The following is a 26,172-nucleotide window of genomic DNA, read 5'->3' as shown; positions in this document are numbered from 1 at the left end:
ATGAAATCAATCAAATATTTAGCTTTACCCTTTCTTAGTGTAGCACTTGTAATGACGGGTTGTGCTAGCCGCAAACCAGCAACAACTACTGCAACTGGCACAAATCCAAGTACAGTTAACACTTCTGGTTTAAGTGAAGATGCGGCATTAAATGCTCAAAATTTGGCTGGTGCTTCATCGAAAGGTGTAACTGAGGCAAATAAAGCTGCTTTGGCTAAACGCGTTGTTCATTTTGATTATGACAGTAGTGATTTATCTACTGAAGACTATCAAACGCTTCAAGCTCACGCTCAATTCCTTATGGCAAATGCAAATTCAAAAGTTGCATTAACTGGTCATACAGATGAACGTGGTACACGTGAGTACAATATGGCTTTAGGCGAGCGTCGTGCTAAAGCTGTACAAAGCTACTTAATTACCAATGGTGTAAACCCACAGCAACTTGAAGCTGTAAGTTATGGTAAAGAAGCACCTGTAAATGCAGGACATGATGAATCTGCGTGGAAAGAAAATCGCCGCGTTGAAATTAATTACGAAGCAGTGCCTCCTTTATTAAAATAAGGCAGATGCATAAAAAAACGCTCATATTTTATGAGCGTTTTTTTATAACAACAAAACTTAAGAAGATTTCTTTTCTTCTTCAGAATGTTGCATAGATTCAATCAAATCATGCTTATTAAAATCTTTATATTCAGGCTTAGCCTCGTAGTCTTTCCAAGCTTCCTGAACATTTTCTTTCGAAATTTCATCTAGATTGATTGGTTCACCTGCTGTTGGGGTCGCATCAAACTTCTTTGTTGTCATTTCGATTCTCCTAAAAATATACAGTCCGTTGTCATATAATCAACATACCATTTAAAATGGGGGTTGTAAGCATAAATCCAACACAAATAAAGTAAGATAATTTTTATTTTGTGACATTCTCATCTAGAATATGCCTCGTATTTATCTGACTCATTTTGATGCTTGAAGCACAGGAGCTATTTTATATGTCCAACCTCACATTGTCCCAATTTTTACAACAACAAAAAGGGAATCTAACACCTGAGTTGGCTCAAGTCATCGACACTATCGCCACTACCTGTAAAACGATCGATCAAGCCTTACAAAAAGGTGCACTCGCTGGTATTTTGGGTAGTGCTGGTAATGAAAATGTTCAAGGTGAAACACAGAAAAAACTTGATGTGATTTCAAATGACTATTTAATTGATGCTTTAAAAGTTCATCCACAAGTGGGTGGCCTCGCTTCTGAAGAGCTTGATGAGTTCACACCTGCACAAGAAAATGGTAAATATTTAGTGTTATTTGATCCACTAGATGGCTCAAGCAACATCGATATCAATATGTGTGTAGGTACAATTTTCTCTATCCTGCCTGCAAAAAATGCGGTAACACAAGCAGAAGATTTCATGCAAGCGGGTACACAGCAAGTTGCTGCTGGTTACGTACTTTATGGCCCATCAACCATGATGGCCTTAACTGTAGGAAATGGCGTAGTATTCTTTACTTTAGACCCTGAAACTCAAACATTCTTGCTTACTACTGACAATGTTCAAGTTTCAGCAGATACGCAAGAGTTTGCAATTAACGCATCTAACCAACGTCATTGGGAAGAGCCTGTAAAACAATATATTAATGAATTGCTTGAAGGTAAAACTTCTGTTCGTGAAAAAGATTTCAACATGCGTTGGGTAGCATGTATGGTGGGTGATATTCACCGTATTTTATGTCGCGGTGGTATTTTCCTTTATCCATACGACTTAAAAGATCCTAAAAAAGCGGGTCGTTTACGTTTAATGTATGAAGCAAACCCAATGAGTATGCTGATTGAACAAGCTGGTGGCACATCAACTACAGGCCGTGTTCGCATTTTAGACATTGAACCAACAGAGCTTCACCAACGTGTTCCTGTAATTATTGGTTCTAAAAATGAAGTTGAACGTGTAACAAGCTATCATTAATAATTTTAATTCTTTAGGGCATCATAGTATGATGGTGCCCTTTTGTTGGATATTTTCTCATGGCGGTTATTTTTTTAGAATCAAAAGACAATGCAAAAATTAAACATTTGCGTGGATTAATTGAACTTAATAGCGCTCGAAAAAAGCACCAACAAACAGTTCTTGAAGGTACCCATCTCTGTTTGACGTGGTTACAACAGCAAAAAAAGATTTTTTCCTTATTTACTACAGAACAAGCATTAGAACATGCTGATTTAAAAAAAATAATTGAACTGCATCAAGGCCATATCTTTGTTATTAGCGAAGTTTTATATAGAGATTTGAGCACATTAGGTACGAGCTTAGCTTGTTTAGCTATTATTGATTTGCCTAAAACAGCATCAACAATTGACTATAAAGTAGATACTTTAATTCTGGAAAATATACAAGATCCAGGTAACGTAGGCACATTGCTACGTTCAGCAGCAGCAGCAAATATTAAGCAAATCATTTGCACACAAGGATCTGCATCACTTTGGTCGCCACGAGTTTTAAGAGCAGGTATGGGAGCCCATTTTAGCTTGCATTGTTTTGAAAACTTCCAGCTCACAGATATTCTTCCAAAATTTCAAACACCAGTTTTTGTTACAAGCTCTCATCACTCAACAAGCCTCTATTCACAAGATCTTTCAAAACCCTGTGTCTGGATTTTAGGAAATGAAGGCCAAGGTGCAAGTGATTACGCTTTAGAGCACGCACAGTCAGTGACTATTCCACAGCCAGGTGGGCAAGAGTCATTAAACGTAGCAATTGCAGGATCTATTTGTTTCTTTGAGATGGTTCGTCAACGCCAATAAAACGTTAATTTATTTTACTTCTCACATATTTGTGAAAAAAATCAATTACACTAGTAAAAAATAGCCGATTGTTGTCAACCTCCCACCTCTTTTCAACGTTATATAAGAGATATATTGAAGATAAGGTGGGTATGTCCAATGACAGGATTTTCCATCTCCATGGATTTAGCACCGAAAAAGTCTCGATCGGAAACATCTAGTGCTCATGCAAGCACGGCTGAACAACGCCTGAAAGTTTTCATGCAAGATGTTACTGGTCGTGCTTTGGTGATGATGGAGAGTGCTACCCAAGGTCAACAAGGTATTGCAATGGATTTGGTTCAAGAAGCATTTATTGCTTTACACAAATCTTATGCCGATAAAAGTACTGAAGAATGGTATCCCCTGTTTTATACTATTTTAAACAACAAACTTCAGGACTGGCGCCGCAAAGAATCTCGTAGAGCAAACCCATTTTCATTCTTCAAAAAAGTTAGTCTGGATAATGACGACGATGAAGTTATTGATGTAGTTGATGAAAAAGCCATTAATCCTGCAGATTTTCTTGATCAAGCAGTGACTATCGAAGAAATTCGAGAAGCAATTTCAAAGCTACCCGTTCGTCAACAACAGGCATTTATGTTACGTGCGTGGGAAGGTTTTGACACACACACAACAGCTCAGATCATGAACTGTACTGAAGGTAGTGTAAAAACCCATTATCACCGAGCAATTCAGGGACTTAGAGAGTACTTAGCCCATTTAAATCCCTTGGGAGGTTCTGATGAATCATGATGATTTCACTAAAAAGGTGACGTCTAAACTTGATAGTTTGGCACATCACCATAAAAATAAAACAGTGGTCATGAATCATGTGCTTGACCATATTCAAAAAAAACCAGCCTCTTTTTATAGTGTCTGGAAAATGTCTGGTTTTGCACTTGCAGCTGCGATCACAGGTTTTGTAATTTTACCTAATTCAGCAGATATTGTTGATAAGCCACAAAATCAAGTAATTGTAAATCCTAAATTATCTCCACAAATGGTGGAAGATTTAGAAATGCTAATGGTCTTGGGTGAGGATAAAGTACAACATGGCAGCTAAAAAATTAGCACTTATCCTTTGTTCATTAAGTTTCTTGCAAACGAGTTTTGCAGGTTTTGAACGATTTTGGATTTTTTCTAAGGATGCCAATACACAAGTTGATGACACATGGAATGCTCTTTCTGAAGAAGAACAACGTGCAGTTATTAAACGTTACCAGAGCTTGAAAGAATTACCAGCGAATCAAAGTACGAACCTACAGCAACGTATGGACTGGTTTACTCAACTCCCCGATGCTGAAAAAGAAAAAATGCGTGAAGTATGGCAAAAAATGAGTACACAAGAGCGTAATGATTTACGCCAGCGTATGCTTAAAGCAAATGGTGAAGAAAAAACAGCTATTCGTGAAGAGTATATGAACAAGTATTTAGAACATTAAATACAACTCTGTTTCGTATGAAGTGAATTTAATGTCTTACATAACTTTCTATAAAAAAGCCTCCAATTGGAGGCTTTTTTATTTTATACCGTTTATTTACGGTAGCGTCTATAGATCGCTAAACCAAGTAAAGATGCTATAGACAAAATTCCTAAGCTACCGCCACCACCGCCACCACTTCGAGAATCATCTGTAGTAGTTGCGGTACTTATTAGATTAATTGTCCCAGGTTTCGCTGAAATTAATCCATTAGCATCATAGACATTATAAGAAAGTGTATCGTTAAAAGTGTTAAAGACATTTTTTGCTTGAATGTAAATATTACCACCGTAACATGTATTTTTACTGTCTTTACCAGGACAAGGTCCTTCTCGATCTGCCTTAACGACCGTAAAAATTCCATCTTTTGAAGCTTTGCTTGGTAAATAAATTGGTAAGTCCGCAAATTGAGACTTATCAGAATTTGTACTAAGTGTACTAACTGGTCCATCTCCATCATCATTGGCATATTTGAGTAAATTCAAAGGAATCATTTCATTTGCTAAATACTTAAATGTTATTGTGCCATCTCCAGAAACAGGAGCAATATTTGCAAATTTTGCTTTAATTAATCCACTACTGAGTTCCACGCCCGCTTTAGTAGTAATTGTATATTTACAAAATTCATTAGTTGTACTTGAAGTAACATCATCATCAACACGATAAAAAAGAATTTGCTGTACTGCTGGATTCCACACACATCTCTGGTTTTCCTTAGTTTTAGTATCAGTAGTTAAATCTTCTACTTTTTGCGCCACACCCAAGGGTTCTGCTTTAACATCATAATCAGCTGTATTAAAAAACTTTAATACATGGTTACTGTCTTCAGTTGGTAGAGGAAAACCATAATTTTTTAAATCAATGTAAATTGCTCGATATTTTGTATTTACATGAGCAGTATCATTTTTAAACTTATCCAGTAAATCCTTAAATTCAGCTAAACGAACTTTATAGTAAACGATAAAGTTTGATGGCGTAGTTGGATCTTTGAGCAGGCTATCATACAAATCATAGCTTTTTTGATATGTATCTATTAAGGTCGTAAATGAAATATTACCTAAACCTTCTAGATCACCTGCCGTAAGTTTCATCAACTCAACCGAACCAATATCACAACTATTTTTATTTAAAGTTTGATAATAGTATGTATTACTTACCAACCTAGCTAACCCACGCTGATCTTGAGTCTGGCAAGTACCTTTATTTTCTGAATCTACATCAATTAAATCTGACGCTGAAAAATTATTTTTAGGATAGTAAATTGGTAAAAAACCATTATTTTCATTAAGTCCTTTTAATAAAGGCTCCAATAAAGTATTTAAAGTATTATTTTTTACATCAATATTAGTATTGCCCTCAGGAACTACTTCTTTGGGTACATCACATTTTGGTGCATTGCCTGTTAAATTTAAAGCATTAAACCTCAAATCTAGTCCAGTATCTTTTTCCTCAGCTGCAGCCCCAAGTAAATATCGGCAAGCATAAGACCCATTATTAAAAGCTAATACATTAAAATTTAAGTTTTTATCACCTAATTTATCATATAAAAAAGTTGTGTTTGCAGAATTCTCAACAATCGTATTATTTTGCAGTATTAAACTACTATCCGAACTTAAATTACTGGTTTGATTTTTTGCTGGATCAGCATCTCCTGTAAATTTAAGAATACTGCCGTTAGTCGGACTCGCAATATTTTGTGCAATTGTATTATTTGTAAAGGAGGCTGTAGGGCTACCACAAAAATTAAAAGCACTTATTGAACTAGTCGATCCATTATTAACAAAACTATTTGAATCCAATGATATAGTACGGGCGCTATATGAAGTATTAAACATACAACTCATTGCGAGAATACTACCTTCAGTTGAAGTCAGGCCATTGTTTTGAATTAAAGAATGACTCATCGTTAAACTGGCAGTATTACCTCCGAGGTAAATCGCTCCACCTTTAGATGCTTGTGAGTTTAATATCTGACTATTTTTTAAAGTTACATCAGCGCCAGCATAAATTGCACCACCAGACTCAGTACTTTTCCCATTTTCTAAAATAATATTAGTTAATGTTAAAGGTTGCTGGTAAACAGCCGTATTAAAGATACGTGATTTTCCCCCAGCATTTATACGAGTTTCAAGCGCTTTTTGGGCTGGATAGTCATTAGTTAGAACTCCTTTTCGCTCCCAATCCGTCGCTTCTTTCCCAATAATATTCAAACCGATTTTAGGGGTTAATTCTTTATTTAAGGTGTAAGTACCACCTTCGAGTTGAATTGTGTAGTTTGCATCAATTGCAGAAACCTCACACCCTCCATAAGATTTACGCATTTCAGCTGCTGTAATCGCTTCACGTAGAGAACATGCATTCATGTTCTCATTATCTTCGTCAGCAAATGTTGTAACTTTTATTGTTGTTTGAGCCATTAAAGGCATTGCTGCGATAACAGTAATTACACCCAGTGCTTTTTGATAATTTTTCATAGCCCACATCCCTGTTTATGACTTGAAACGGCGTAATGCAATTAATCCAAATAACCCTAAAATTAAACCGCCACCAACACTTCCCCCACCGCCAGTACTCACCGATTTATCTTCAATTCCAGATAAAGGTTCCTGAACAATTCTTGTTGGGATAGTAATATATTGAAAATCTTCACCCTCATTAAATCGAGATACGCTAGTTACTACTTGAATACTAAAAATATCTGCACCATGCCAATTTCCGTTTGGCGTATAAATTACATTACCATTTTGATCTAAGGTTATAGTGCCTTTTGAAACTGGTGTATCTGTACTTTGTCTAACTTTAAGACATCCTGGTTGCCAGTCTTTGCCATCAGCACGCTCACCAAACAATCGCTTACACGTAGCAGGCGTAACCAAATCAGCTTCACTTAAAGAACCTAAAATACCGAATTTTGCAACTTGGCCATATTTAATATCTTGACCAACTGAAGAGACTTCACTATCTACGATATATTCGATTGCACCTAAATCACAGAGCTCATCATATCCACTGCGACTCTTACCACGTTGATCGTATCGTTCACAACTCGCTAAACCAATTGAAGAGCCATCACTGTAAAGACGTCCTTTATTAATGATCAATGATTCAGCTAAATTTTTATAATTCTCAAGTAATCGTGGTCTAAAGAAACCCAAAAAGCTATTTTTTGGCGTGTTATAAGGGCATAACAATCCATTTTGAGCCGTTACATCGCACACACCTTCATCTGTATCTCCCGCAATTAATTTTTCATTAGCGGGATAAAGAATATTAGGAAGCTTTGTGGTCGCATTTCGGTTACATTCTGCGGTAACCAAATTACTTTGTATAACTGCTTTATCGGTTGTACCAACCTGACAATTTAGAGTATTCCCTACTAATATACTGTTTGAAACAGAAGCATTTCCTTGAGGAGCATCAAGAAATAGTCCTTTGTCATTTTTAATCATCGTAATGTTGTTAACAAACATCCCATCTCGGATATTTGCAATAAAACCACCTTTATTATGAAAAATTGTACTATTACTTAATCCAATAGCACGTGAAGTTAAATATCCCCCAGTACTTTCATCTGCAAACTTGGTTTGAACATACAATAAAGCGTTATCTGCGGCTGTAACTTCATTATCACGTAAAACAGATTGAGTAATGTAATAAAGAGGCATTTCGCTATATAAAACTGCTCCCTGAGCCGCTTTATTATTCTGTATTAAATTATTGGTAAGGGTAACTGTACCTGCTGTTCTTGTCGTATTAGATAAATTACCAGCATTGTAAATTGCACCACCACGAGTAGCGTAACCATTAAGTAAACGTGAATTTTTAATAGTTAATTGTTCATGGTTATAAATTAATCCTCCATCTAATACGGAGGTTTTAGAGCCAGCCCCTTGTAAATTAAGGTCACTCAAAGAAACAGAAAAAGAGGTTTTTTCAACATTACCATCATCAATTTTAAACAGGCGATCTGTACCTGCCATTTTAATGCTTGCGTTATGGGTTCCTGGAGCATCATTATCAATAAAACTAGAGTCACTCTCTGTAAGGATATTTAAAGCCGCGGTAATTGTTATACTTGTATTTAATGCATATTCTTTATCACGCTTCAAAATAATATTTGAAGAGGCGTCTTTACCTCCGCATCCGTGATAACCAGTTGCATATTTTTCAACATCAGCAGCATTGGAAGATGCTCGATAATTAAGAAACTGTACAGCCTCACGCAACGTACATAGCGTATCGTCTTTATCTTCATCAATTAAGCTTGTGACTTGAATATCGGCAGAATAAGCGTGTCCAGCAGCAGCCAATAAAGCAAAAGCAATGCTCCGTTTGAGCATACCCATCTCCTTACATCTTTTTTCATTTTTCTTTGTCAATATTGCAAAATTTCCGCTTTTGCAATCGCATCCTTTGTGCGTACTTTGTCACAGCAAGTAGAATTTCTCAAGACATTTTGGTCGGTCTGTAGAGTCATTTTTGAACTAGATTACAAAAAGCTTTATACATTTAAAAAACTTTTTTAAATACAAAATCTGAATGTTTAAAAATTAGAAAGAGCTTTAAAAAGATATAGAGGTAAGTGCTCTGAAATTAGAAATCTTGTATCCGACACTCTATTTTTAATAGTTTTCCATGTGCGCAGGTGAAGCAATAAGACAAAACGAAAGAACATCTATTGTTGATATTCATCAATCAAAGCATAAATTTGCCTTAAAGTCGCATTAGAAAGTTTTGTTTTTTCACCTTTAAGCAGTTTTTCTAATTGGGCAACTGTCTGTAGCAAAAGAGAAGCCTGATGAGGACCATGTAATAATAAATAGTCAACAATTTGCTGATCAAAATGAATACCACGTCTAGACATTACAGACGTAACTAAAGAATAGCGGTCCGCATATAAGCTTCCACTCGGCACTTTAACACTGACAGCTTGCGTAAGTCGTGACTGTAAGTCTGGTAATTCTAACTTTAATTCGATAGGCGCTACACGCGAAGAAAATACTAGCTGCCCTTCGTGATTATTCATTAAATGGAAAACAGCTTTTTGCCAATGAGGCACACCACTAATCGATTCAATATCATCCAAAGCAACAAGATCATAATGCTCTAAAGAAGTAATTGCTTCAATAGGAGCATCGAGGAGTTCAAGCAAAGAAACTTTAATTGCAGATTTGCCTATTTCTAAATAAGAGTCACAAATTGCGGAAAGTAAGTGACTCTTTCCTGTTCCTGCTCCACCATATATGTAAAACCTACTCACCAGACCAGCATGTAGTTGACGCACAGCATCGACTACATTCCCCCAGCTTGGTCCCGAAAAATCACTAATTCGGGCATCAAGTTGAGGTTCTATATCCAGTTGGAGTTGACGCATATATTGAATTAACCTTGAAATTATTTCTGGTTAGGGGATTTCAGTTCATCTGTATCTTGCTGTGTTTTAACTTCAAGATCAAGCTTAGTGCTTTCGGTTTCTACATGAATTTGCTCAATATCGCCATGTTGGATCACTAATGTAGAAGATGGAGCATAAAGTGAGCTTCTTTCATAATTCTCTCTTAAATGCTTCAACAACACTACAATAACAGCAGCAACAGGCAATGCAATTAACATTCCCAAGAAACCTGCAAGCTGTGCACCCGCTAATACGGCAAAAACAACTGCTACAGGAGATAAACCAATTTTATCGCCCAGTAGGAATGGCTGTAGAATATAACCTTCTACCGCTTGGCCAATCATAAAAACGACACCAACCAGTAATAAATGCATCCAGTCCAATCCGAACTGGAATAAACTCGCGATAACCGCTGCAATAATACCTACGGCAAATCCTAAATAAGGAATAATACTGGCAAGGCCAGCCACCATACCAATAATAAGACCAACTTCCAAACCAATAAGCTGCAACCCAACTGCGTATACCACGCCGAGCAATAGCATGACGAGAAACTGACCTTTAACAAATGCTCCTAAAACGCTATGACATTCACCGACAATCTGTAAAGTAGTTGCTTCATATGGGCGTGGAATGAGACGACGTAAGTTTTGTAGCATACGGTCCCAATCTAGTAAAAAATAAAAAGCAATGATTGGAATTAAAACAACTGTTCCGCCGATCTGAATAAAATTGAGACCTGACTGCGCAAGCTTTAATAAAACAGCTTGAATACTATCGGCACTGTAATTCGTCTGAACGTAATCCATGACAGCTTTGGACATTTGATCGGTATCAATTTCCATTTGCTGAACATTGAATGTCGAAGAAACCCATGGCAATAGTTCTGCATTAATCCAGTGGATACCTGCTGGAATGCTATCTCGGGCGTAAACCAATTGTTTCCAGATCAGAGGAACCAAATACCAGAGTGCAACGGTCAGAGTTACACCGATTCCTATAAAGACTACGCTAATTGCTAACCAGCGAGGCAATTTTATTTTTACCAGAACATCAACAAGTGGGCTGAATAAATAAGCCAGGAAAAAAGCACCGATAAAAGGAATGACTACAGGCTTGAGTAAGTACAATACCCATACCAGCAATACAATACCTGCGAGTAAAAGAATACGGCGCAGTATACGATCTTGCATAAAATCTAGCCTTTTTTGATTTAATCGTTATAAATGAAAAAATATTTTTATTAAAGATAGCATTTTCGAGCATAAATAACATAAGAGTTTCGTATATTCAGGTTATAATCTGCCGCCAATGCGGAGACTTCATTTATGAGCAACTCAACTTCTACCCCAAATACCGGTTTAAGCTACAAAGATGCGGGTGTCGACATTGAAGCGGGCGACGCACTGGTCGATCGTATCAAGTCAGTCGCTAAACGTACAAGTCGTCCTGAAGTAATGGGCGGTCTTGGTGGCTTTGGTGCACTATGCAAAATTCCTAAAGGTTATGAAGAGCCTGTTTTAGTTTCTGGAACCGATGGTGTAGGAACTAAATTACGTTTGGCACTCAATCTTAATCGTCATGACACAATCGGCCAAGATCTTGTAGCTATGTGTGTAAATGACCTTTTAGTTTGTGGTGCAGAACCATTATTCTTCCTTGATTACTACGCAACTGGTCACTTAAATGTTGACGTTGCTGCAAATGTTGTTACGGGTATTGGTAAAGGTTGTGAGCTTGCAGGTTGCGCACTTGTAGGTGGTGAAACCGCAGAAATGCCAGGCATGTATGAAGGCGAAGATTACGATCTTGCTGGTTTTGCCGTTGGTGTTGTTGAGCACAGTAAAATTATTGATGGCACTAAAGTAAAGTCTGGTGACGTACTTATCGGTGTTGCATCAAGTGGTGCTCACTCAAATGGTTATTCATTACTACGTAAAATTTTAGACGTTAAAAACGTTGATTTAACTCAAGTAATTGATGGTCGCCCTCTTGCAGATGTTGCAATGGAACCAACACGTATTTATGTAAAACCAGTTCTTGAGCTTTGCAAACAAGTTGATGTGCATGCTATGGCACACATCACTGGTGGCGGTTTACCTGGTAACTTACCACGTGTATTACCAAATGGTGCTCAAGCAGTCATTGATGAAGCTTCATGGGAATGGTCTGAGTTATTCCAACTTCTACAACGCGAAGGCAATGTAGAGCGCTTTGAAATGTACCGTACGTTTAACTGTGGCGTAGGTATGGTCATTGCTGTTGATGCTAATGATGCAGAAAAAGCAATTGAAGTGCTTAATGCTCAAGGTGAAAAAGCTTGGAAAATTGGACACATCCAAGAAAATGCTGAGTCAGTGGAAGGTGCAGACGAAAAAATTCGTGTGATCTTTGCATGATAAAAATTGCTGTTCTAGTCTCTGGGAACGGCAGTAATTTACAAGCCTTGATAGATGCAAATCTATCAGGGCAAATTGTAGGTGTACTGTCTAATAAAGCAGATGCTTATGCCCTAGAGCGTGCTCAAAAAGCCAATATTGCTACGGCCGTTCTTTCTCATAAAGACTTTCCAACTCGTGAAGTGTTTGATGAAGTAATGCATCAACAGCTCTTAGCTTGGCAAGTAGATGTGGTCATTTTAGCTGGTTTCATGCGCATTTTAACTCCCACCTTTGTCAACAAATGGCAAGGGAAAATGCTGAACATACATCCCTCACTTCTTCCAGCTTATAAAGGTGTGAATACTCATCAACGTGTCTTAAACACAGGTGATCGTTTACATGGTTGTACCGTACACTTTGTAACTGCTGAACTGGATTCTGGTCAATCAATTGCCCAATCCGCTATTTCAGTGAAAGAACATGATACTGCCGCTTCATTAGCAAATCGAGTGCATACACTTGAACACTTTATCTACCCACAAGTAGCAGAGTGGTTATGTAACGGTCAACTTACATGGAAAAATGGCCAAGCTTATTTCCGTGATCAAGTTCTTGAACACCCTATTCGTTTTGCAAATTGGTAAAACTTTTTACTTAAAAGCAAAAATAAAAAAGGACATGCCAGCATGTCCTTTTTTATAAGTCTAAAAATTAATTTGGTTGATGATGAATCAATTTCTTTATAGAGTTCACTGTTTCAATAGGATGTTCTAGAGGGAACATGTGCCCTCCCTCAACCACAGTAAACGGAATTCCCATTTTTCGCTTTGCCATTTGAGGAAAGCCTCTTTTTAAGAAATCACTTCCTTTACCCACAACTAAATGCACAGGCATCTTAGGTTTTGGCATAGGCAGCCACCACCAAGAAGGATTTTTCCGGAAAATTGCAACTTCATCTTCACGAGAAATCGTTAAAGTGACACCACCGCGAACTAAGTCTTCTTTTAAAGCATAGTCAATGTAGGCTTGAAAACAATCTTCATCAAAATCTTTATAGAAACCTTTGGGACGCAGTAATTCAGCAGCCTGCTCTCTCGATTCCCAATGTTCTCGACGGCGTGCAGATAAGCCCGCTGGAGTCATCGCATCAACCAATTTAGGACGAAATAATTTTGCCATGTGAAATGCAAATGAATATCGCCCTAAAATAAGAGGGGGATCTAACATAATGACTTGAGAAAAGAGTTCAGGACGCTGAAAAGATGCCATCAACGTTAAAACTGAACCAAGAGAATGTCCAAGTCCAATAACTTTACGTCCTTTCGCCTGCCGCACAATACTGTCAATCACCTGATCAACCAAAGTAGGCCAATGATTCGTCACAGGATAACGTTTATCAGAACCAATCAGGGGAACATAAATAATGTCATATTCCCCTTTCAACTGGTCAAACAGTTTTTGATACACTTTTGATGGTACGCCATTCGCATGAGCAAAGTGTATAACTGGTTTCATTGACATACCGCTATCCTAAAACAGATTTTATTGTAATTTTGCGCTTTGACGAGTCTGCACTTCTTGAGCAATAGATTCACTTACCCCTTGCCCGATTTGTGCACCCATACGACCCAAAATTGATTGTAATGGGTTACGCTCAATTGTGTAGTCAACTTTATTATCAAGGTTTAGTTCACGCATCAAGCTCGTAATGTTACCTGAACGGTCAGCAACACCTAACTGAATTGCTTGTTCGCCAGTCCAGAATAAACCAGAGAAAATAGCTGGATCGTTCGATTTCAAACGTTTTCCACGCCCTTCTTTAACTGCAGTGATAAAGTGAGTATGAACATTATCAAGAACAGATTGAATATGTTGCTTTTGAACAGGATCAATCGGTTTTGTCATACTTAAAATGTCTTTATTCGTTCCTGCCGTTAAAGTACGATCTTCAATACCAAGTTTCTGAGCTAAACCAGTAATCCCATAGTTCGGCATGATCACACCAATTGAGCCAACCAAACTTGATGGATTGACGATAATCTCATCAGCAGCAGAAGCAATATAGTACGCACCCGATGCACCCATATCACCAATAACAGCATAAACCTTTTTATCTGGATGCTGTTTTTTCAAATAACGAATTTCCTGCCAGATTTCATCAGACTGAACTGGAGAACCGCCAGGTGAGTTAATGTTAAGTGCAACAGCTTTACTATTCGAAGCTTCAAAAGCACGTTTAAGCGCTTTATTCGTATCTTCACTATTTACAGCTTGATTACTCGAAGCATCAATAGTTCCAATAATATCTACCACTGCTAAATGAGCGCTACTGCTATTTACAGCAGAACCTTCTTTGCTGGTTGAACAGCCTTTACCCATGAGTACAACGATGAATAACAAATAAATAAAAGTTAATGTTTTAAAGAAGATACCCCAACGACGGCTACGACGCTGTTCCTCGACTGAAGCAAGTACAGCCTTCTCAAGAATTTGCCATTCTGGTCCATTTTGTTTAGGGATTATAGGTTCATTTTGTGGTTTTGGTGGCCAATCGGACATAAAATTCCAATCCAAATTAATCTAAAATGATGTCATTATATACGTTGATTTGATAAAAACTGTCTAAATAATATGATTTCATTTATAATAATTTTATCTTTTTTTAATTATTGCTTCCTTTTCCCCGCGATAGATGACCAAATTAGATACAAAAAGCATGAACTACTTCCTACTCAAAACTTTTAGCCGCCAGCCAATTAAATTTGGACGTTTTCTTGCCCGTATGTTGGCAGGGTTAATCAATACTTTAAAAATTACTAAAACATCAAAAAGTATAGAACTAAACCTACAAATCGCTCTTCCAGATTTAACGCCACAGCAGCGAATAGAGATTACGGAACAAGCTATTCGTAATGAAATCACCTCATACTTTGAATTTTTAAGTATTTGGGGTTCATCAAATAGCAAGAATATCGAAAGAATTCATCATATTGAAGGTGAACATTACTATCACGAAGCGCTTGCAGCAAAAAAAGGGCTTGTCATGATCATCCCACATTTTGGTACATGGGAAATCTTGAATGCTTGGTGTTCACAGTTCACTTCAATGACAATTTTATACAAGCCTGTAAAAAATGAAGATGCGGACCGTTTTGTTCGAGATGCACGTAGTCGTGAACGAGCCCACTTGGTTCCTACTGATGAAAGTGGCGTAAGACAAATTTTTAAAGCTTTAAAACAAGGTCAAACTACCGCAATTTTACCTGACCATACGCCCAACGTGGGCGGCAGTATGATCAATTATTTTGGTGTTCCGCTTGCTTCAAGTAATTTAAGCGCCAAGCTCATCCAAAAAACTAAAGCAAAAGCGTTATTCCTTTATGCAATTCGTAACGAAAATGATGGATTTACGATGCACATTGAACCTATGGATGAGAAAATCTACGAAGGTAGTGCGGATGATGGAACTTATATCATTCACCAAGCTATTGAACAACTTATTCATCGCTATCCAGAACATTACCACTGGAGTTATAAACGTTTTAAAGCAAACCCTGCTTTAGATAATGTTTATAATCTTGATCCAGCGGAAGCTCTTCAAATTGTGGCTAAGCTTAAAGCAGAAGCTTCACAAAGTTCTGTGAAGCCAAGTACGCTCGAAACGTCGAGTGTATAAAACCATTTGATAATCTTGAGATACAAAGCTTAATGTTCCTTGCTCAACGGTGCTTTTAAACGGAATATTAAGTTCTTGTATTCTCGCTAAAACCTCTTTGCTTGGATGACCATATCGGTTATTAAAACCAGCAGAGGCAATAACAAGCTTCGGATTTAAAGTCGCTAAGAAATCATAGGCTGAACTATGTTTACTGCCATGATGGCCTAATATCAAAACATCTACTTTTAAATCAGGATATTCTTTTATCAATTGATATTCCGCTTCCCATCCCGCATCCCCCATAATTAAATAGTTCTGATAACCCCTTACTTGTTTTAAATGAATATAAACGACACAAGAATATTCATTTTGATTAGAAGGAACTAAATTTAAATCATTTTCTTTGGGCCAAAGTATCTCAATATCTAACTGAGGATATTGCCATTTTTGTCCTTGATGACAATAGGTAAATGGTTCTTTCACCTGCTCTGCCCATAGCTGATTTGATATAACTTGTTTGATAGGAAAAGCCTGTCTTATGGCGGGAAATGCCCCACTATGATCTTGGTCAAGATGAGATAACACCACATGATTTAGTTGATTAATACCTTTCTGGCGTAAATAGGGAATTACTACATTTTGACCAATACTGAAAGCCTTCTCATCATAAGAACCACCCGTATCAATTAACCATGTCTGCTCTGAGTGTTGTAGAAAAATCGCCTGCCCTTGGCCTACGTCTATAATATTTAATTGGATTTGCTGAGAGGTTTTATTCGGAATGACTAAGGGTAAACAACATATAAGACTCCAAGATTTCGGTAAAACACCACGTGGTAAAAATAAGATAATAATGGCACAGCTTAAGCCTATCAAAGCCAGTGGTGTCAGACTAAAACCTTGCAATGGTAAAGATAATTTCTCTAAAAGACTAAAACACGTCAGCACCATGCTGAGCAAAAAATCATTAATCTGAAAGAGTGCATTTCCAAGTGAATTAAAAATAAGCCACGCACAAGCAGCGAAAATATTTAAAGGAACAATAACTCCTCCTAACAGAGGAACAGCAATAATATTTGTGAGAGGTGCAACCCATGAAATCTGTTGGAAGAAAATCAACATTAGAGGACATAGGGCAATAAATATTTTGCCCTGAGATTCAATTAGGGTTTTAGTTAAAAGCATTATTCTAGATAGCAGACCCACTGAAGCAAGATTTGGAGCCTGTACTATGGTTTGATAAATACGTAACAAAATAAAGCAAGAACCATAAGAGAGCCAAAAACCTGCCGATAAGACACTAAATGGGTCGAAAAATAAAAGTAGACTTGCGCTGTAAACCAAGAGCGAGAATGGCTTAACAGGCAGTTTGATCAACAATAAAAAGGCAAATAAAAATACTGAAAGTAACGTTCTTAAGGCTGGAATTTCAAAGCCGACAAAAGTCGTATAAATCAATACTCCAAAACATAACGGAATCATTGCCAATATTTGCTTGGGTTGCCACAAATAAAGCTGAGGATAATAACGTCGTACTAATTGATGTAATCCCCATGATAACAAGATTGCAAAAATGAGGACATGAGGCCCTGAAATGGCCAACAAATGAGAGATTCCTAACTGTTTAAATTGATTTTTAATATCTTCATTTAAAAGACTTTCATCCCCTGTCAAAAGCGCTAATAACAATCCTTTATTCTGAAAGGGAGATTTTTTTAGCATTAATCTAAATTTTAGTCGGAGTTTTTCTATATTTAATTGTTGCCTAGTAAAAAACTTCTGTTGCTGTTGTAAGTGATTTTGATAACCCAATCGATAAATTTCATTTGAGCTTAAAGGCTCAACATGCTGAACACTGAAACCTGACATTATGTTTCGTTGAATGAACCATTGTTCTTGATCAAAAGCACCTGCTACTGCATAACTATGAGCTGGTCTGGTTTTACCTGAAATTCGATAGTAATGATCTAATTGTAATTTTGGCCCTTCTATCAAAGCATTTTCATTTTTTAAATATAACAACCAATTCACCACATCGGATGACCGCCCTAGAACCTGAGCGACTTGCTGTGTCTTATTATCTTTTTCTTCACTTATTCGGTCTATATAAACAATAATGTCTAAAGACTCAGGTCGCATCTCCCGTAATTGTAATCTTTCATTTAAGGCGTGCTGAGCATATTGATAGCCTATAACAAAAAGGCTTAGCCCACAGATTAAACAATAAACTGCTTTTAATATGGGACGATTTACAAAAATATGCCGCTTAAAAATATAAAAAATAAAGCTGATCAAGAGTAGAACTTTACCAACCCAACCATATTGCATTATTAAAGGAAGATCTATTCCCATGAATGCAATACCTACAATCCACCCCACTAAAATAAGTTTTAACATTTAAAGTCATATCATTATCTTTTTAGGGCAAAATTAAAGCCCAACTAAGTGGGCTTTAACAATGTGATTTAATGACAATTTTTTAAGAACCGCTCACCCAAAGACCATCTTCCATATGCAAGATTGAATCTGCTGCCTGAGCCAACTGTTCATCATGAGTCACAATCAGCATAGCCATGTTGAGTTCTTTCTTAAGATCAGTCAGTAATTCAAAAATACCTAGAGCTGTTTTACGATCAAGGTTTCCTGTTGGTTCATCAGCCAAAACAACCGCAGGTTGAGTGACCAAAGCACGAGCCAAAGCAACACGTTGGCGCTCACCGCCCGAAAGCTCACCTGGCTGATGATCCATACGATGAGATAATCCCACTCGATCTAGTAAATATTCAGCTTGTGCTTTTACTGATTTGTATTGGCTATCTGGGCGAAGCATAAGTGGCATTGCCACATTTTCAAGCGCAGTAAACTCAGGTAACAAATGGTGAAATTGATAAACAAAACCAAGGTATTTGTTACGTTGAAAACCACGCTCAGCTTCACCTAAATTATCAAAACGCTGACCATTTAAAAATACTTGACCTTGTGTTGGTTGCTCGAGACCGCCTAGCGCATGAAGCAATGTACTTTTACCTGAACCACTCGCACCAACAATCGAAACAAACTGCCCTGCTTCAACTTGTAAAGAAAGACCTTTAATGACTTCAACCTTAGATTTACCATCATCAAAATGTTTATAGATATCTTTTGCTTCTAAAACAATTTTACTCATAACGCAGTGCCTCGGCAGGTTGAACTTTGGCCGCACGAAGTGCCGGATAAATCGTTGCCAAGAAGCTAAGAAGTAAAGACACAGTCACAATAATAGTCACATCTTGCCATCTTAAATAAGAAGGTAGGTAATGCACAAAGTAAGCATCAAATAGATTTAAGCCCAACACATTGTTAAACCATGAAATGATATCACTAATGGTTAGAGCCAAAATTACACCTAAAACCGTACCAGCAACTGTCCCAATCACACCAATAACAGTACCTTGCACCATAAATATTTTAGTAATCATTGATGGCGAAGCACCTAATGTACGTAAAATAGCAATATCTGATTTTTTATCAGTTACCACCATAACCAATGATGAAACGATATTAAATGCTGCAACAACAATGATAAGTACAAGTAACAAACCAACGAGTGTTTTTTCCATTTGAATGGCATTAAACAAATTACCATGCGTATAGGTCCAATTCGTTGCATAAAAATTGCTTGGCAAACTTTTCACCAAGTCATCTGCAACTTGTGGCGCGGCAAAAATATCATCTAGTTTTAAACGGACACCTTGGGCACCATCTGGTAAGCGTAATAGGGTTGAAGCATCGTAGAGGGCGATATAACCCACCATAGAGTCAACCTCTGCACCTACACTAAAAATACCAACTACTTTAAAACGCTTGAAACGAGGTACTACACCCGCTGGAGATGGCGTTGCTTCAGGTAAAACCAATGTCACACTGTCATTTAGACGCAAGCCTAATGAATCGGCCATATCCTTACCAAGAACAATACCAAACTCACCCTTTTTCAGTGAATCTAAGCTACCAGCAACAATATGATTTTGAATAATAGATACATTCTTTTCATATTTTGGATCAATACCCGTCACCATAATACCAGCGACTTGACCTTGCGCGGTTAACATACCTTGCAATTGGGTAAAAGGTGCAACCCCAGTTACATGTGGATGATGTTCAACTCGTTTTACCAGTTCAGGCCAATCCGTGAGGATTTGTGTAGATGAAACTGTCGCTTGCGGCACCATTCCCAAAACACGGTTTTTCAATTCGCGATCGAAACCGTTCATCACAGAAAGTACCGTAATCAGCACAGCGACACCTAGTGTCAAACCGATCATCGAAACCAATGCAATAAAAGAAATAAAATGATTACTGCGTCTTGCGCGAGTATATCTCAACCCTATATACAGTGAGATTGGTTTAAACATACCTTCTAAATCCAAGGTGATTGATGGGAAATAGCAGATGCTAAAGTCAAATTACGTCGACATCTACTATTTGGCCATATCGTTAGATGCTGTATTAAGGTTTAAAAATCAGTAAGTTCTGACCTTCCCTTAACAATCCTAATATTATATTGCTGCGCTATTTTCTACTACTTAAGTTGGGAGATCAATTTGATCATGCATTTCGCTACGAATTAGAACAATTTAATGAATAAGCTCAACAAATTACCCAAATCTTCTCCTATTTAGACTTAATATGTCGAACAAAATTTCGATTTGCTTGAATGTCTTTATAGAAATATAAAAATAGTCCAAACAAGATAATCAAAGCCCCCACAAAGACCATAATCGACAGTTGTTCGTGGTTTAAAGCTGCTCCAATCATCATAGCTAACATTGGCGTAATTACCGTTGTTAAAGATAAAGTTGTTGCCTGAATATTTTGTATAAGCTTGAAATAACAAAACATGGCAACTAATGAAGCCATCAGTACCGTATAAATTAAGGCAAATAAAGATTTAGCTTCTGGAAAATGTGTTGGTGCATATTGCCAAATAAATGGAATAAGACAACTTGCCAAAATTGAAGACACTAAAATAGAACCTGTTGCCTGAGCCATAGGCTGAATCTGTGCATTAACTTTCTTGACCCAAAAAATTGAAAAAGAATAGACAAATACACTCATCAGCATGAGGACAATGCCGAACGGATGCACATGCTGATTTGTACCATTTAAACAAATGATAGCCAATCCGCTGACCGCAATCGCCATACCTAGCCATTGCAACTTATAAAGTTGTTGGCCAAATGCAAATCGCCCAATAAGTCCAGCCATAATAGGCGCTAAACCAAACATAAGCGCAATCATGCCTGAACTTAAATATTGAGTAGCCGCATAGGTAAAAATTTGAGAACCAATTAAACTAAAAGATCCAGCAACATAACTATGAATTGCTTGTCGATGAGTCGGAAAAGGTGTTCTTAAAATCAGTAATATGGTCACGGCTAAAGGTAATGCAATAAAAAAGCGTAACAACAATGCCCACATAAGATGTAAATCAGACACACTCCAAACAATAGCCAATGGAGTGGTTGCCCAAATAAACACTAACAAGGCATAGGTTAAAGCCAAATTGGTTTGCGATGGCATGCGATGCTCACTTAGCTGTTTTACGTTTCTGCTTTAAAATTGTTTGATCTAGTGCACTTGAAAATTCACGCTTATCTCGCTCGGAAATAGGCGGTGGGCCACCCGTTTGTACACCGGCACCACGAAGCGTATCCATGAAATCGCGCAGATGTAACCGTGCCTTAACATTAGCGGTTGTATAGACTTCGCCTCGGGGATGAATGGCAACGCCGCCTTTTTCAATAATTTGAGCAGCTAGTGGAATATCTTGCGTAATGACAATGTCATTCTCAATCATACGATCGACTATTTCTTTATCGGCCTGATCAGCACCACTTAAAACCTGTATTGACTTGATGCGAACAGAAGGTGTAATACCAACATTTTGATTAGCAACAAAGATAACTTCTAACTGATAACGATCTGATGCGCGCAAAATCACTTCACGTAAGATTCTTGGTAAGGCATCTGCGTCTACCCATAGTTTAAATGGCAGCACGTTATTCTCTATTTCCACTAAAAATATAAGTCTAACAGATGCTTTTCTAAGGTGAATAGTAATAAGCATTAAACTTATTTTTAATTTGGTGTTTAAGTTTTTTACTGGCCAGATCTACCTTTTATTTTATAAATAGAAGCAATATCTATCTTTAAATGACTAAATATGTGCTTTTACAAGAGAATTTACATATGGTGACTTGAAAAACAGTAAACACCCTCGATTTAATATAACAAGTAATGTGAACCCAACAGCATCGTGCTTATGAAAAATCAAAACAGTCCAGAAGTAATTAAAGTAAATGACCAAAATTTTGGTAGTCATGGCGAACATTGGAATTTATTGACGTCCCATCCTGAAACAGATGTACCAAAATGGTTAGGACTAGCACTTGATGCACCTGTAATGCCAATGGGCTTATGTGAACATGAAGAAGATATGGATCAATCTTTTTGGTTGATTCAAGGCCCACAAAACCAAAAAGTTACGATCAACCAGATTATTGCGGTTGAAAATCAAAAACCTCGAGCGCTCAAAACAGCCTTTCCAAGTTTTGAAAGTCCATATCAATATAATGCGAAAATTGAACGTATCATTACTTGTGACTCTGCGACCCAAGCAGTTTTAAGTTTAAAACTAAATAAAGATACAACGGTTTATGCATTTGATAATTTATTTAGCGTTAACGCTTGTCAATATGACAAAACTCAAGATTATCAAGTTCAATTTAATGCTTGGGCTTATGAATTAGAACCTGTTCCAGCAGGCGAAAAAATCGTTGTTGATGATCCAGCCTCAATTAAACATCACCGTGCATTAAATGCGATTTTGACTGAACATAATGGTATTGCTCCTGAAAATTTACAGGAACTTATTAATGAATGGCAACCAAAAACCCCAGAAGATCAAGAACCTGTAACCGTTGATTTTTCTAAAATGGTTGCTTATTTATATGGTGAAAATCTTGGTCAAGAAGATGAAGCATGGTTCCAAGGTAATATTGTTGGCAAAACTTCTATGACATTTATGGGGGCAGAATATACCCTTTATGATGTTACTTTGGTTTTAGAAGATGATCTTCCTGCCATATTAGTGCGCATTGCAACCAAAAACGATTTGTATAAAAACTTTAATATTGGCGAATATATTCGCGGCAATATCTGGATTCAAGCGACTATTTGTGCTAAAAAGGGTGAAACTAATTGAATTTCACTAATATTTTAATAATTAGGTTATTGAATGAAGATTATACCCGAACAAACCACCAGCCTCATTCAATCTAGTAGCCTGCGCGTAAAGGTCGATACTGGTGCGTTTTGCTTTTTTGTATTGGGTATGTTTTTAGCAGCTATATTCATGCACCAGTTTGGTTTAGTACCTTTTAATTCATAAAATTTATTTAAAAATAAAGCCCTCATTTGAGGGCTTTATTTATTTGATTTGCTTAACCATTACGCTTTGCAAAATCATCCATAAAGCTAATTAATGCCTGTACACCTTCTAAAGGTACTGCGTTGTAAATACTTGCACGCATACCACCGACAGAACGGTGTCCAGCTAAATTCAACAAATGGTTTGCTTCAGCTTCTTTTAAGAATTGCTTGTCTAAAGCTTCGTCTGCCAACGTAAACGGTACATTCATAATTGAACGGTTTGGAATTGCAATCGGGTTGTTATAGAAATCGCTTGAATCGATATAACCATATAATGACTGAGCTTTTTCAAGGTTAACTTTATGAATAGCATCTACCCCACCCTGCTCTAGCAACCACTCAAATACCAAACCAGACAAGTACCAAGCGTAAGTTGATGGTGTATTTACCATAGAACCATTTTTCGCTTGATCACCATATTTTAAAATGCTTGGAATTTCTGGCTTAGCTTGATCAAGTAAGTCATCACGAATAATGACAATTGTTAAACCAGCAGGACCAATATTTTTTTGTGCGCCAGCATAGATCAAACCAAACTTGGTCACATCTAATGGAGCAGATAAAATACTTGATGAATAGTCACAAACGAGTGGAGCTTTTACATCAGGAATTCCTGCGAACTGTAAACCACCAATTGTTTCATTATCTGCATAATGTACATAGGCTGCATCATCAGATAAATTCCATTCGCTTTGCTCAGAAATTGCGAACTTACCATCTACTTTAATACCAGCATTTACAACATTAATGTCGCCATAACGTTTTGCTTCTTTTAACGCTTTTTCAGACCAGATGCCAGTATCAATATAATCAGCTTTACTGTTCTTACCTAAAAGGTTTAAAGGAATCGCAGAAAATTGTAATGACGCACCGCCTTGTAAAAACAGTACCTTATAGTTTTCTGGAATATTCATTAACTTGCGTAAATCTGCTTCAGCTTTTTCAGCCACAGCAACATAGTCAGCACTACGGTGACTCATTTCCATGATGGATAGACCTTTACCTTGCCAATCCAACAATTCTTGTTGAGCTTTTTCTAAAACGGCAGTAGGTAATGCAGCAGGACCAGCACAGAAATTGTACGCGCGCATGATTTTTCCTTTGTATAAAGTCAAACACAATAAAAATGGCATTTAACCACAGATTGCTTAAGCTTGCAGCAGCTTCTCAAGCAAATATTTCAATGCTGGACTGTATTTAGGTTTATTTTTTCAATTATTGTTGTCGTTATTTCCATAGTTTTAATTATCGCCTTCAAAATTTAAAAAGATTTTTAAGCAAAAAGATCAACTTGACTTGTGATTATAATTTCACATACCTTGATGGGTATTACAAAAATATTGGCTTAGTAATTCAATAATTAAAGGAGCTAAAAACTAAAATGTTTTTATACAAATGTATAATAAACAATATGATAATTGAATTTAATAACAAGAAATTTAAACTATAAGGGATGCCAAAAAATTGTTATTTAAAATGCCAGTACATCGATATAAACAGTCTATTTTTCCCTTTTCATTTAAACCAAAACAACTTGCTTTGGCTTTAGGTCTTTTTTTTACTGATCATTTATATGCTCAAAGCTTAAGTTATGCTGAAGCAGAACAACAAGCTTTGAAAAGCTCATATAGTACTCAAGCCAATCAAGCGTTACAGCAAGCATCTCAATTAGAAGCTGAAGCCGTAAAGGGCCTCGGATTACCTCGAGTTGATTTAAATGTCAGAGCATATGCCTTTCATAGTGAAACAGATGTACCTCTTGGCTCTTTTAAACAAAAACTTGAGAATGATTTAAGCCAAGGGCTGAATGACAAACTTTCACAGTGGAACAATGTCATTCCATCAGATGTGCTAGGACAAGTTCAAGAAGGCGCAAATCAAACTATCCATGATGGTATAAATCGATTTCCAGATTATGCGAATCTGACTATTGAAGATCAGGTTATACGCCCTTCTATTTCAGTCGTTATGCCACTCTATACAGGTGGATTAACCACAAGTGCAAAAAAAATAGCAAATATTCAAGCACAGCGTTCAGAGCTTTCAAGCCAGCAACAACAAGATATACAGCGGTTTGAAGTGGTACAAAGTTATTTTAATGTCCAATTACAGCAGCAACTGGTCGCAAGTAGTTTATTTAACTTTAATGCGATGCAAAAACATTACAGCAATGCCCTAAAGCTCGAACAACAAGGATTTATTAGTAAGGGGCAACGCATGCAATTTGAAGTAGCGCGTAATAATGCGGAACGTACTCTACAAAATACTCAAGCTAACTTAAATGCCAGCCGTTTTAGTCTTAATAATCTTTTACATCAACAAAATAATATAGATTTAAGTACACCATTATTTGTAAACAACACGCCAAGCCAAACTCTAGAATCTCTTTTAACCAGTTATTCGCAAAAATCTAGTCTTGTACAAAAAATGCAGATGGATACTCAACTGGCTAATGTAAATATTCAAGCTCAACAAGCTGCAAATAAACCAAGTCTTTTTGTCTTTGGTGAGTATGCTCTTGATAAAAATGAAAACTGGATTGTCGGTGTAATGGCAAAATACAACCTATTTTCAGGTGTAGATAAAAATAAGAATATTCACGCTGCCGAATTGAAGCGCTATGCTTCTGAACTCATGACTGAACGAACTAAACAAGAGGTCGAAGCTCTTTTAAATAAGTCATATAACGAACTCAACTCTGCTCAGCAAAGTCATCAACTCTTACAAAGAAACGTAAATGCGGCTCAAGAAAACTTACGTATTCAAGAGCTTTCTTTCCGTGAAGGAATGGGTACAGCAACCCAAGTGATTGATGCACAAAATGCATTAAGCGCGTTAAAAACTGAAATGGCTTTAAATGCTTATAAATATGTCATGTCACTCGCGACCTTACTACAAAGTCACGGTTCAATTGACCAGTTTAAAGCTTACGTTAATCAACCATATACTGACTATATCCGTTAAGG

At 37.1% G+C, this 26,172-nt stretch carries 24 protein-coding genes and 1 pseudogene; 12 read left to right on the top strand and 13 right to left on the bottom strand.

The genetic code is table 11. From position 1 onward, the window contains the following. Complete coding sequence (gene pal / locus MMY79_RS04550) at window positions 1–561, top strand: peptidoglycan-associated lipoprotein Pal (protein ID WP_013197071.1); 561 nt, start codon at window positions 1–3, stop codon at window positions 559–561. A 57-nt stretch (window positions 562–618) separates the two neighbouring features. On the opposite strand, the gene MMY79_RS04545 is transcribed toward pal, so the two are convergent. After that, on the bottom strand, window positions 619–804 hold the full coding sequence (locus MMY79_RS04545; protein ID WP_004790651.1) for an NF038105 family protein: 186 nt from the start codon (window positions 802–804) through the stop codon (window positions 619–621). 185 nt (window positions 805–989) lie between these two features. Here MMY79_RS04545 and MMY79_RS04540 point away from each other — a divergent pair, with 185 nt between their 5' ends. The 5 genes from MMY79_RS04540 (at window position 990) to MMY79_RS04520 (ending at window position 4,260) form a co-directional block, all read left to right on the top strand. Then, window positions 990–1,961, top strand: a complete 972-nt coding sequence (locus MMY79_RS04540; protein ID WP_252612294.1) for a class 1 fructose-bisphosphatase — start codon at window positions 990–992, stop codon at window positions 1,959–1,961. Window positions 1,962–2,020: 59 nt separating this feature from the next. After that, window positions 2,021–2,797, top strand: a complete 777-nt coding sequence (locus MMY79_RS04535) for an RNA methyltransferase (RefSeq protein WP_252612292.1) — start codon at window positions 2,021–2,023, stop codon at window positions 2,795–2,797. A 159-nt stretch (window positions 2,798–2,956) separates the two neighbouring features. Then, window positions 2,957–3,571 carry an RNA polymerase sigma factor gene (locus MMY79_RS04530; protein ID WP_004790645.1) on the top strand — a complete coding sequence of 205 codons (615 nt, stop codon included), beginning with the start codon at window positions 2,957–2,959 and terminating at the stop codon, window positions 3,569–3,571. Further along, window positions 3,561–3,881 (top strand): hypothetical protein, encoded by a 321-nt coding sequence (locus MMY79_RS04525; RefSeq protein ID WP_252612291.1) that lies wholly within the window; start codon window positions 3,561–3,563, stop codon window positions 3,879–3,881. The genes MMY79_RS04530 and MMY79_RS04525 overlap by 11 nt, the downstream gene beginning before the upstream one ends. After that, entirely contained in the window at window positions 3,871–4,260 is a 390-nt protein-coding gene (locus MMY79_RS04520) for a DUF3106 domain-containing protein (RefSeq protein WP_252612290.1), read from the top strand. The genes MMY79_RS04525 and MMY79_RS04520 overlap by 11 nt, the downstream gene beginning before the upstream one ends. A 92-nt stretch (window positions 4,261–4,352) precedes the next feature. Here the strand turns inward: MMY79_RS04520 and MMY79_RS04515 are convergent, their stop codons facing one another. The 4 genes from MMY79_RS04515 to cxpE form a co-directional block, all read right to left on the bottom strand. Continuing rightward, complete coding sequence (locus MMY79_RS04515; RefSeq protein WP_252612289.1) at window positions 4,353–6,773, bottom strand: CSLREA domain-containing protein; 2,421 nt, start codon at window positions 6,771–6,773, stop codon at window positions 4,353–4,355. Window positions 6,774–6,788: 15 nt separating this feature from the next. Further along, entirely contained in the window at window positions 6,789–8,639 is a 1,851-nt protein-coding gene (rbtA, locus tag MMY79_RS04510; protein ID WP_252612288.1) for a rhombotarget A, read from the bottom strand. 335 nt (window positions 8,640–8,974) lie between these two features. Next, window positions 8,975–9,673: a DnaA regulatory inactivator Hda gene (gene hda / locus MMY79_RS04505; RefSeq protein ID WP_144732148.1), complete on the bottom strand. Its 699-nt coding sequence runs from the start codon at window positions 9,671–9,673 to the stop codon at window positions 8,975–8,977. 20 nt (window positions 9,674–9,693) lie between these two features. Then, window positions 9,694–10,887, bottom strand: a complete 1,194-nt coding sequence (cxpE, locus tag MMY79_RS04500; RefSeq protein ID WP_252612287.1) for a chloramphenicol efflux transporter CxpE — start codon at window positions 10,885–10,887, stop codon at window positions 9,694–9,696. Between the two features lie 135 nt (window positions 10,888–11,022). Here cxpE and purM point away from each other — a divergent pair, with 135 nt between their 5' ends. Continuing rightward, window positions 11,023–12,093 carry a phosphoribosylformylglycinamidine cyclo-ligase gene (purM, locus tag MMY79_RS04495; protein WP_252612286.1) on the top strand — a complete coding sequence of 357 codons (1,071 nt, stop codon included), beginning with the start codon at window positions 11,023–11,025 and terminating at the stop codon, window positions 12,091–12,093. After that, entirely contained in the window at window positions 12,090–12,719 is a 630-nt protein-coding gene (purN, locus tag MMY79_RS04490; RefSeq protein WP_252612285.1) for a phosphoribosylglycinamide formyltransferase, read from the top strand. The genes purM and purN overlap by 4 nt, the downstream gene beginning before the upstream one ends. Window positions 12,720–12,786: 67 nt before the next feature. On the opposite strand, the gene MMY79_RS04485 is transcribed toward purN, so the two are convergent. Together MMY79_RS04485 and sppA are read right to left on the bottom strand one after the other, a co-directional pair. Continuing rightward, a complete protein-coding gene (locus MMY79_RS04485; protein ID WP_252612283.1) occupies window positions 12,787–13,596 on the bottom strand; it encodes an alpha/beta hydrolase in 810 nt (269 codons plus the stop codon). A 21-nt stretch (window positions 13,597–13,617) separates the two neighbouring features. Next, window positions 13,618–14,634 carry a signal peptide peptidase SppA gene (sppA, locus tag MMY79_RS04480; RefSeq protein WP_252612281.1) on the bottom strand — a complete coding sequence of 339 codons (1,017 nt, stop codon included), beginning with the start codon at window positions 14,632–14,634 and terminating at the stop codon, window positions 13,618–13,620. Window positions 14,635–14,767: 133 nt separating this feature from the next. On the opposite strand from sppA, the gene MMY79_RS04475 reads away from it, so the two are divergent. Beyond that, complete coding sequence (locus MMY79_RS04475; protein WP_252612279.1) at window positions 14,768–15,751, top strand: lysophospholipid acyltransferase family protein; 984 nt, start codon at window positions 14,768–14,770, stop codon at window positions 15,749–15,751. Here the strand turns inward: MMY79_RS04475 and MMY79_RS04470 are convergent. From MMY79_RS04470 to MMY79_RS04460, 3 genes are all read right to left on the bottom strand, one after another. Beyond that, complete coding sequence (locus MMY79_RS04470; protein WP_252612278.1) at window positions 15,704–18,130, bottom strand: DNA internalization-related competence protein ComEC/Rec2; 2,427 nt, start codon at window positions 18,128–18,130, stop codon at window positions 15,704–15,706. The two genes, MMY79_RS04475 and MMY79_RS04470, sit on opposite strands and share 48 nt — an antisense overlap. 82 nt (window positions 18,131–18,212) lie before the next feature. Continuing rightward, window positions 18,213–18,899 carry an ATP-binding cassette domain-containing protein gene (locus tag MMY79_RS04465; RefSeq protein ID WP_004643715.1) on the bottom strand — a complete coding sequence of 229 codons (687 nt, stop codon included), beginning with the start codon at window positions 18,897–18,899 and terminating at the stop codon, window positions 18,213–18,215. After that, window positions 18,892–20,127: a lipoprotein-releasing ABC transporter permease subunit gene (locus MMY79_RS04460; RefSeq protein WP_016137327.1), complete on the bottom strand. Its 1,236-nt coding sequence runs from the start codon at window positions 20,125–20,127 to the stop codon at window positions 18,892–18,894. The genes MMY79_RS04465 and MMY79_RS04460 overlap by 8 nt, the downstream gene beginning before the upstream one ends. 125 nt (window positions 20,128–20,252) lie before the next feature. Here MMY79_RS04460 and MMY79_RS04455 point away from each other — a divergent pair. Next, a pseudogene (locus tag MMY79_RS04455) lies at window positions 20,253–20,357 on the top strand (PilZ domain-containing protein); the annotation flags it as partial. Between the two features lie 29 nt (window positions 20,358–20,386). On the opposite strand, the gene MMY79_RS04450 reads toward MMY79_RS04455, so the two are convergent. Next, window positions 20,387–21,295: an EamA family transporter gene (locus MMY79_RS04450; RefSeq protein ID WP_252612277.1), complete on the bottom strand. Its 909-nt coding sequence runs from the start codon at window positions 21,293–21,295 to the stop codon at window positions 20,387–20,389. A gap of 7 nt (window positions 21,296–21,302) precedes the next feature. Next, window positions 21,303–21,791, bottom strand: a complete 489-nt coding sequence (locus tag MMY79_RS04445; protein WP_252612276.1) for a YaiI/YqxD family protein — start codon at window positions 21,789–21,791, stop codon at window positions 21,303–21,305. 246 nt (window positions 21,792–22,037) lie between these two features. Between MMY79_RS04445 and MMY79_RS04440 the strand changes: the two genes are divergently transcribed. Continuing rightward, entirely contained in the window at window positions 22,038–22,979 is a 942-nt protein-coding gene (locus tag MMY79_RS04440) for a hypothetical protein (protein ID WP_252612275.1), read from the top strand. A gap of 238 nt (window positions 22,980–23,217) precedes the next feature. Here MMY79_RS04440 and serC read toward each other — a convergent pair whose 3' ends face one another. Next, complete coding sequence (gene serC, locus MMY79_RS04435) at window positions 23,218–24,297, bottom strand: 3-phosphoserine/phosphohydroxythreonine transaminase (protein ID WP_252612274.1); 1,080 nt, start codon at window positions 24,295–24,297, stop codon at window positions 23,218–23,220. 385 nt (window positions 24,298–24,682) lie between these two features. Here serC and MMY79_RS04430 point away from each other — a divergent pair, with 385 nt between their 5' ends. Next, entirely contained in the window at window positions 24,683–26,170 is a 1,488-nt protein-coding gene (locus MMY79_RS04430) for a TolC family protein (RefSeq protein WP_252612273.1), read from the top strand. Window positions 26,171–26,172: the final 2 nt, after the last annotated feature.

Source organism: Acinetobacter sp. XS-4, from assembly GCF_023920705.1.
Lineage (GTDB): Bacteria > Pseudomonadota > Gammaproteobacteria > Pseudomonadales > Moraxellaceae > Acinetobacter.
This window is presented reverse-complemented; position numbering and strand designations above follow the sequence as displayed.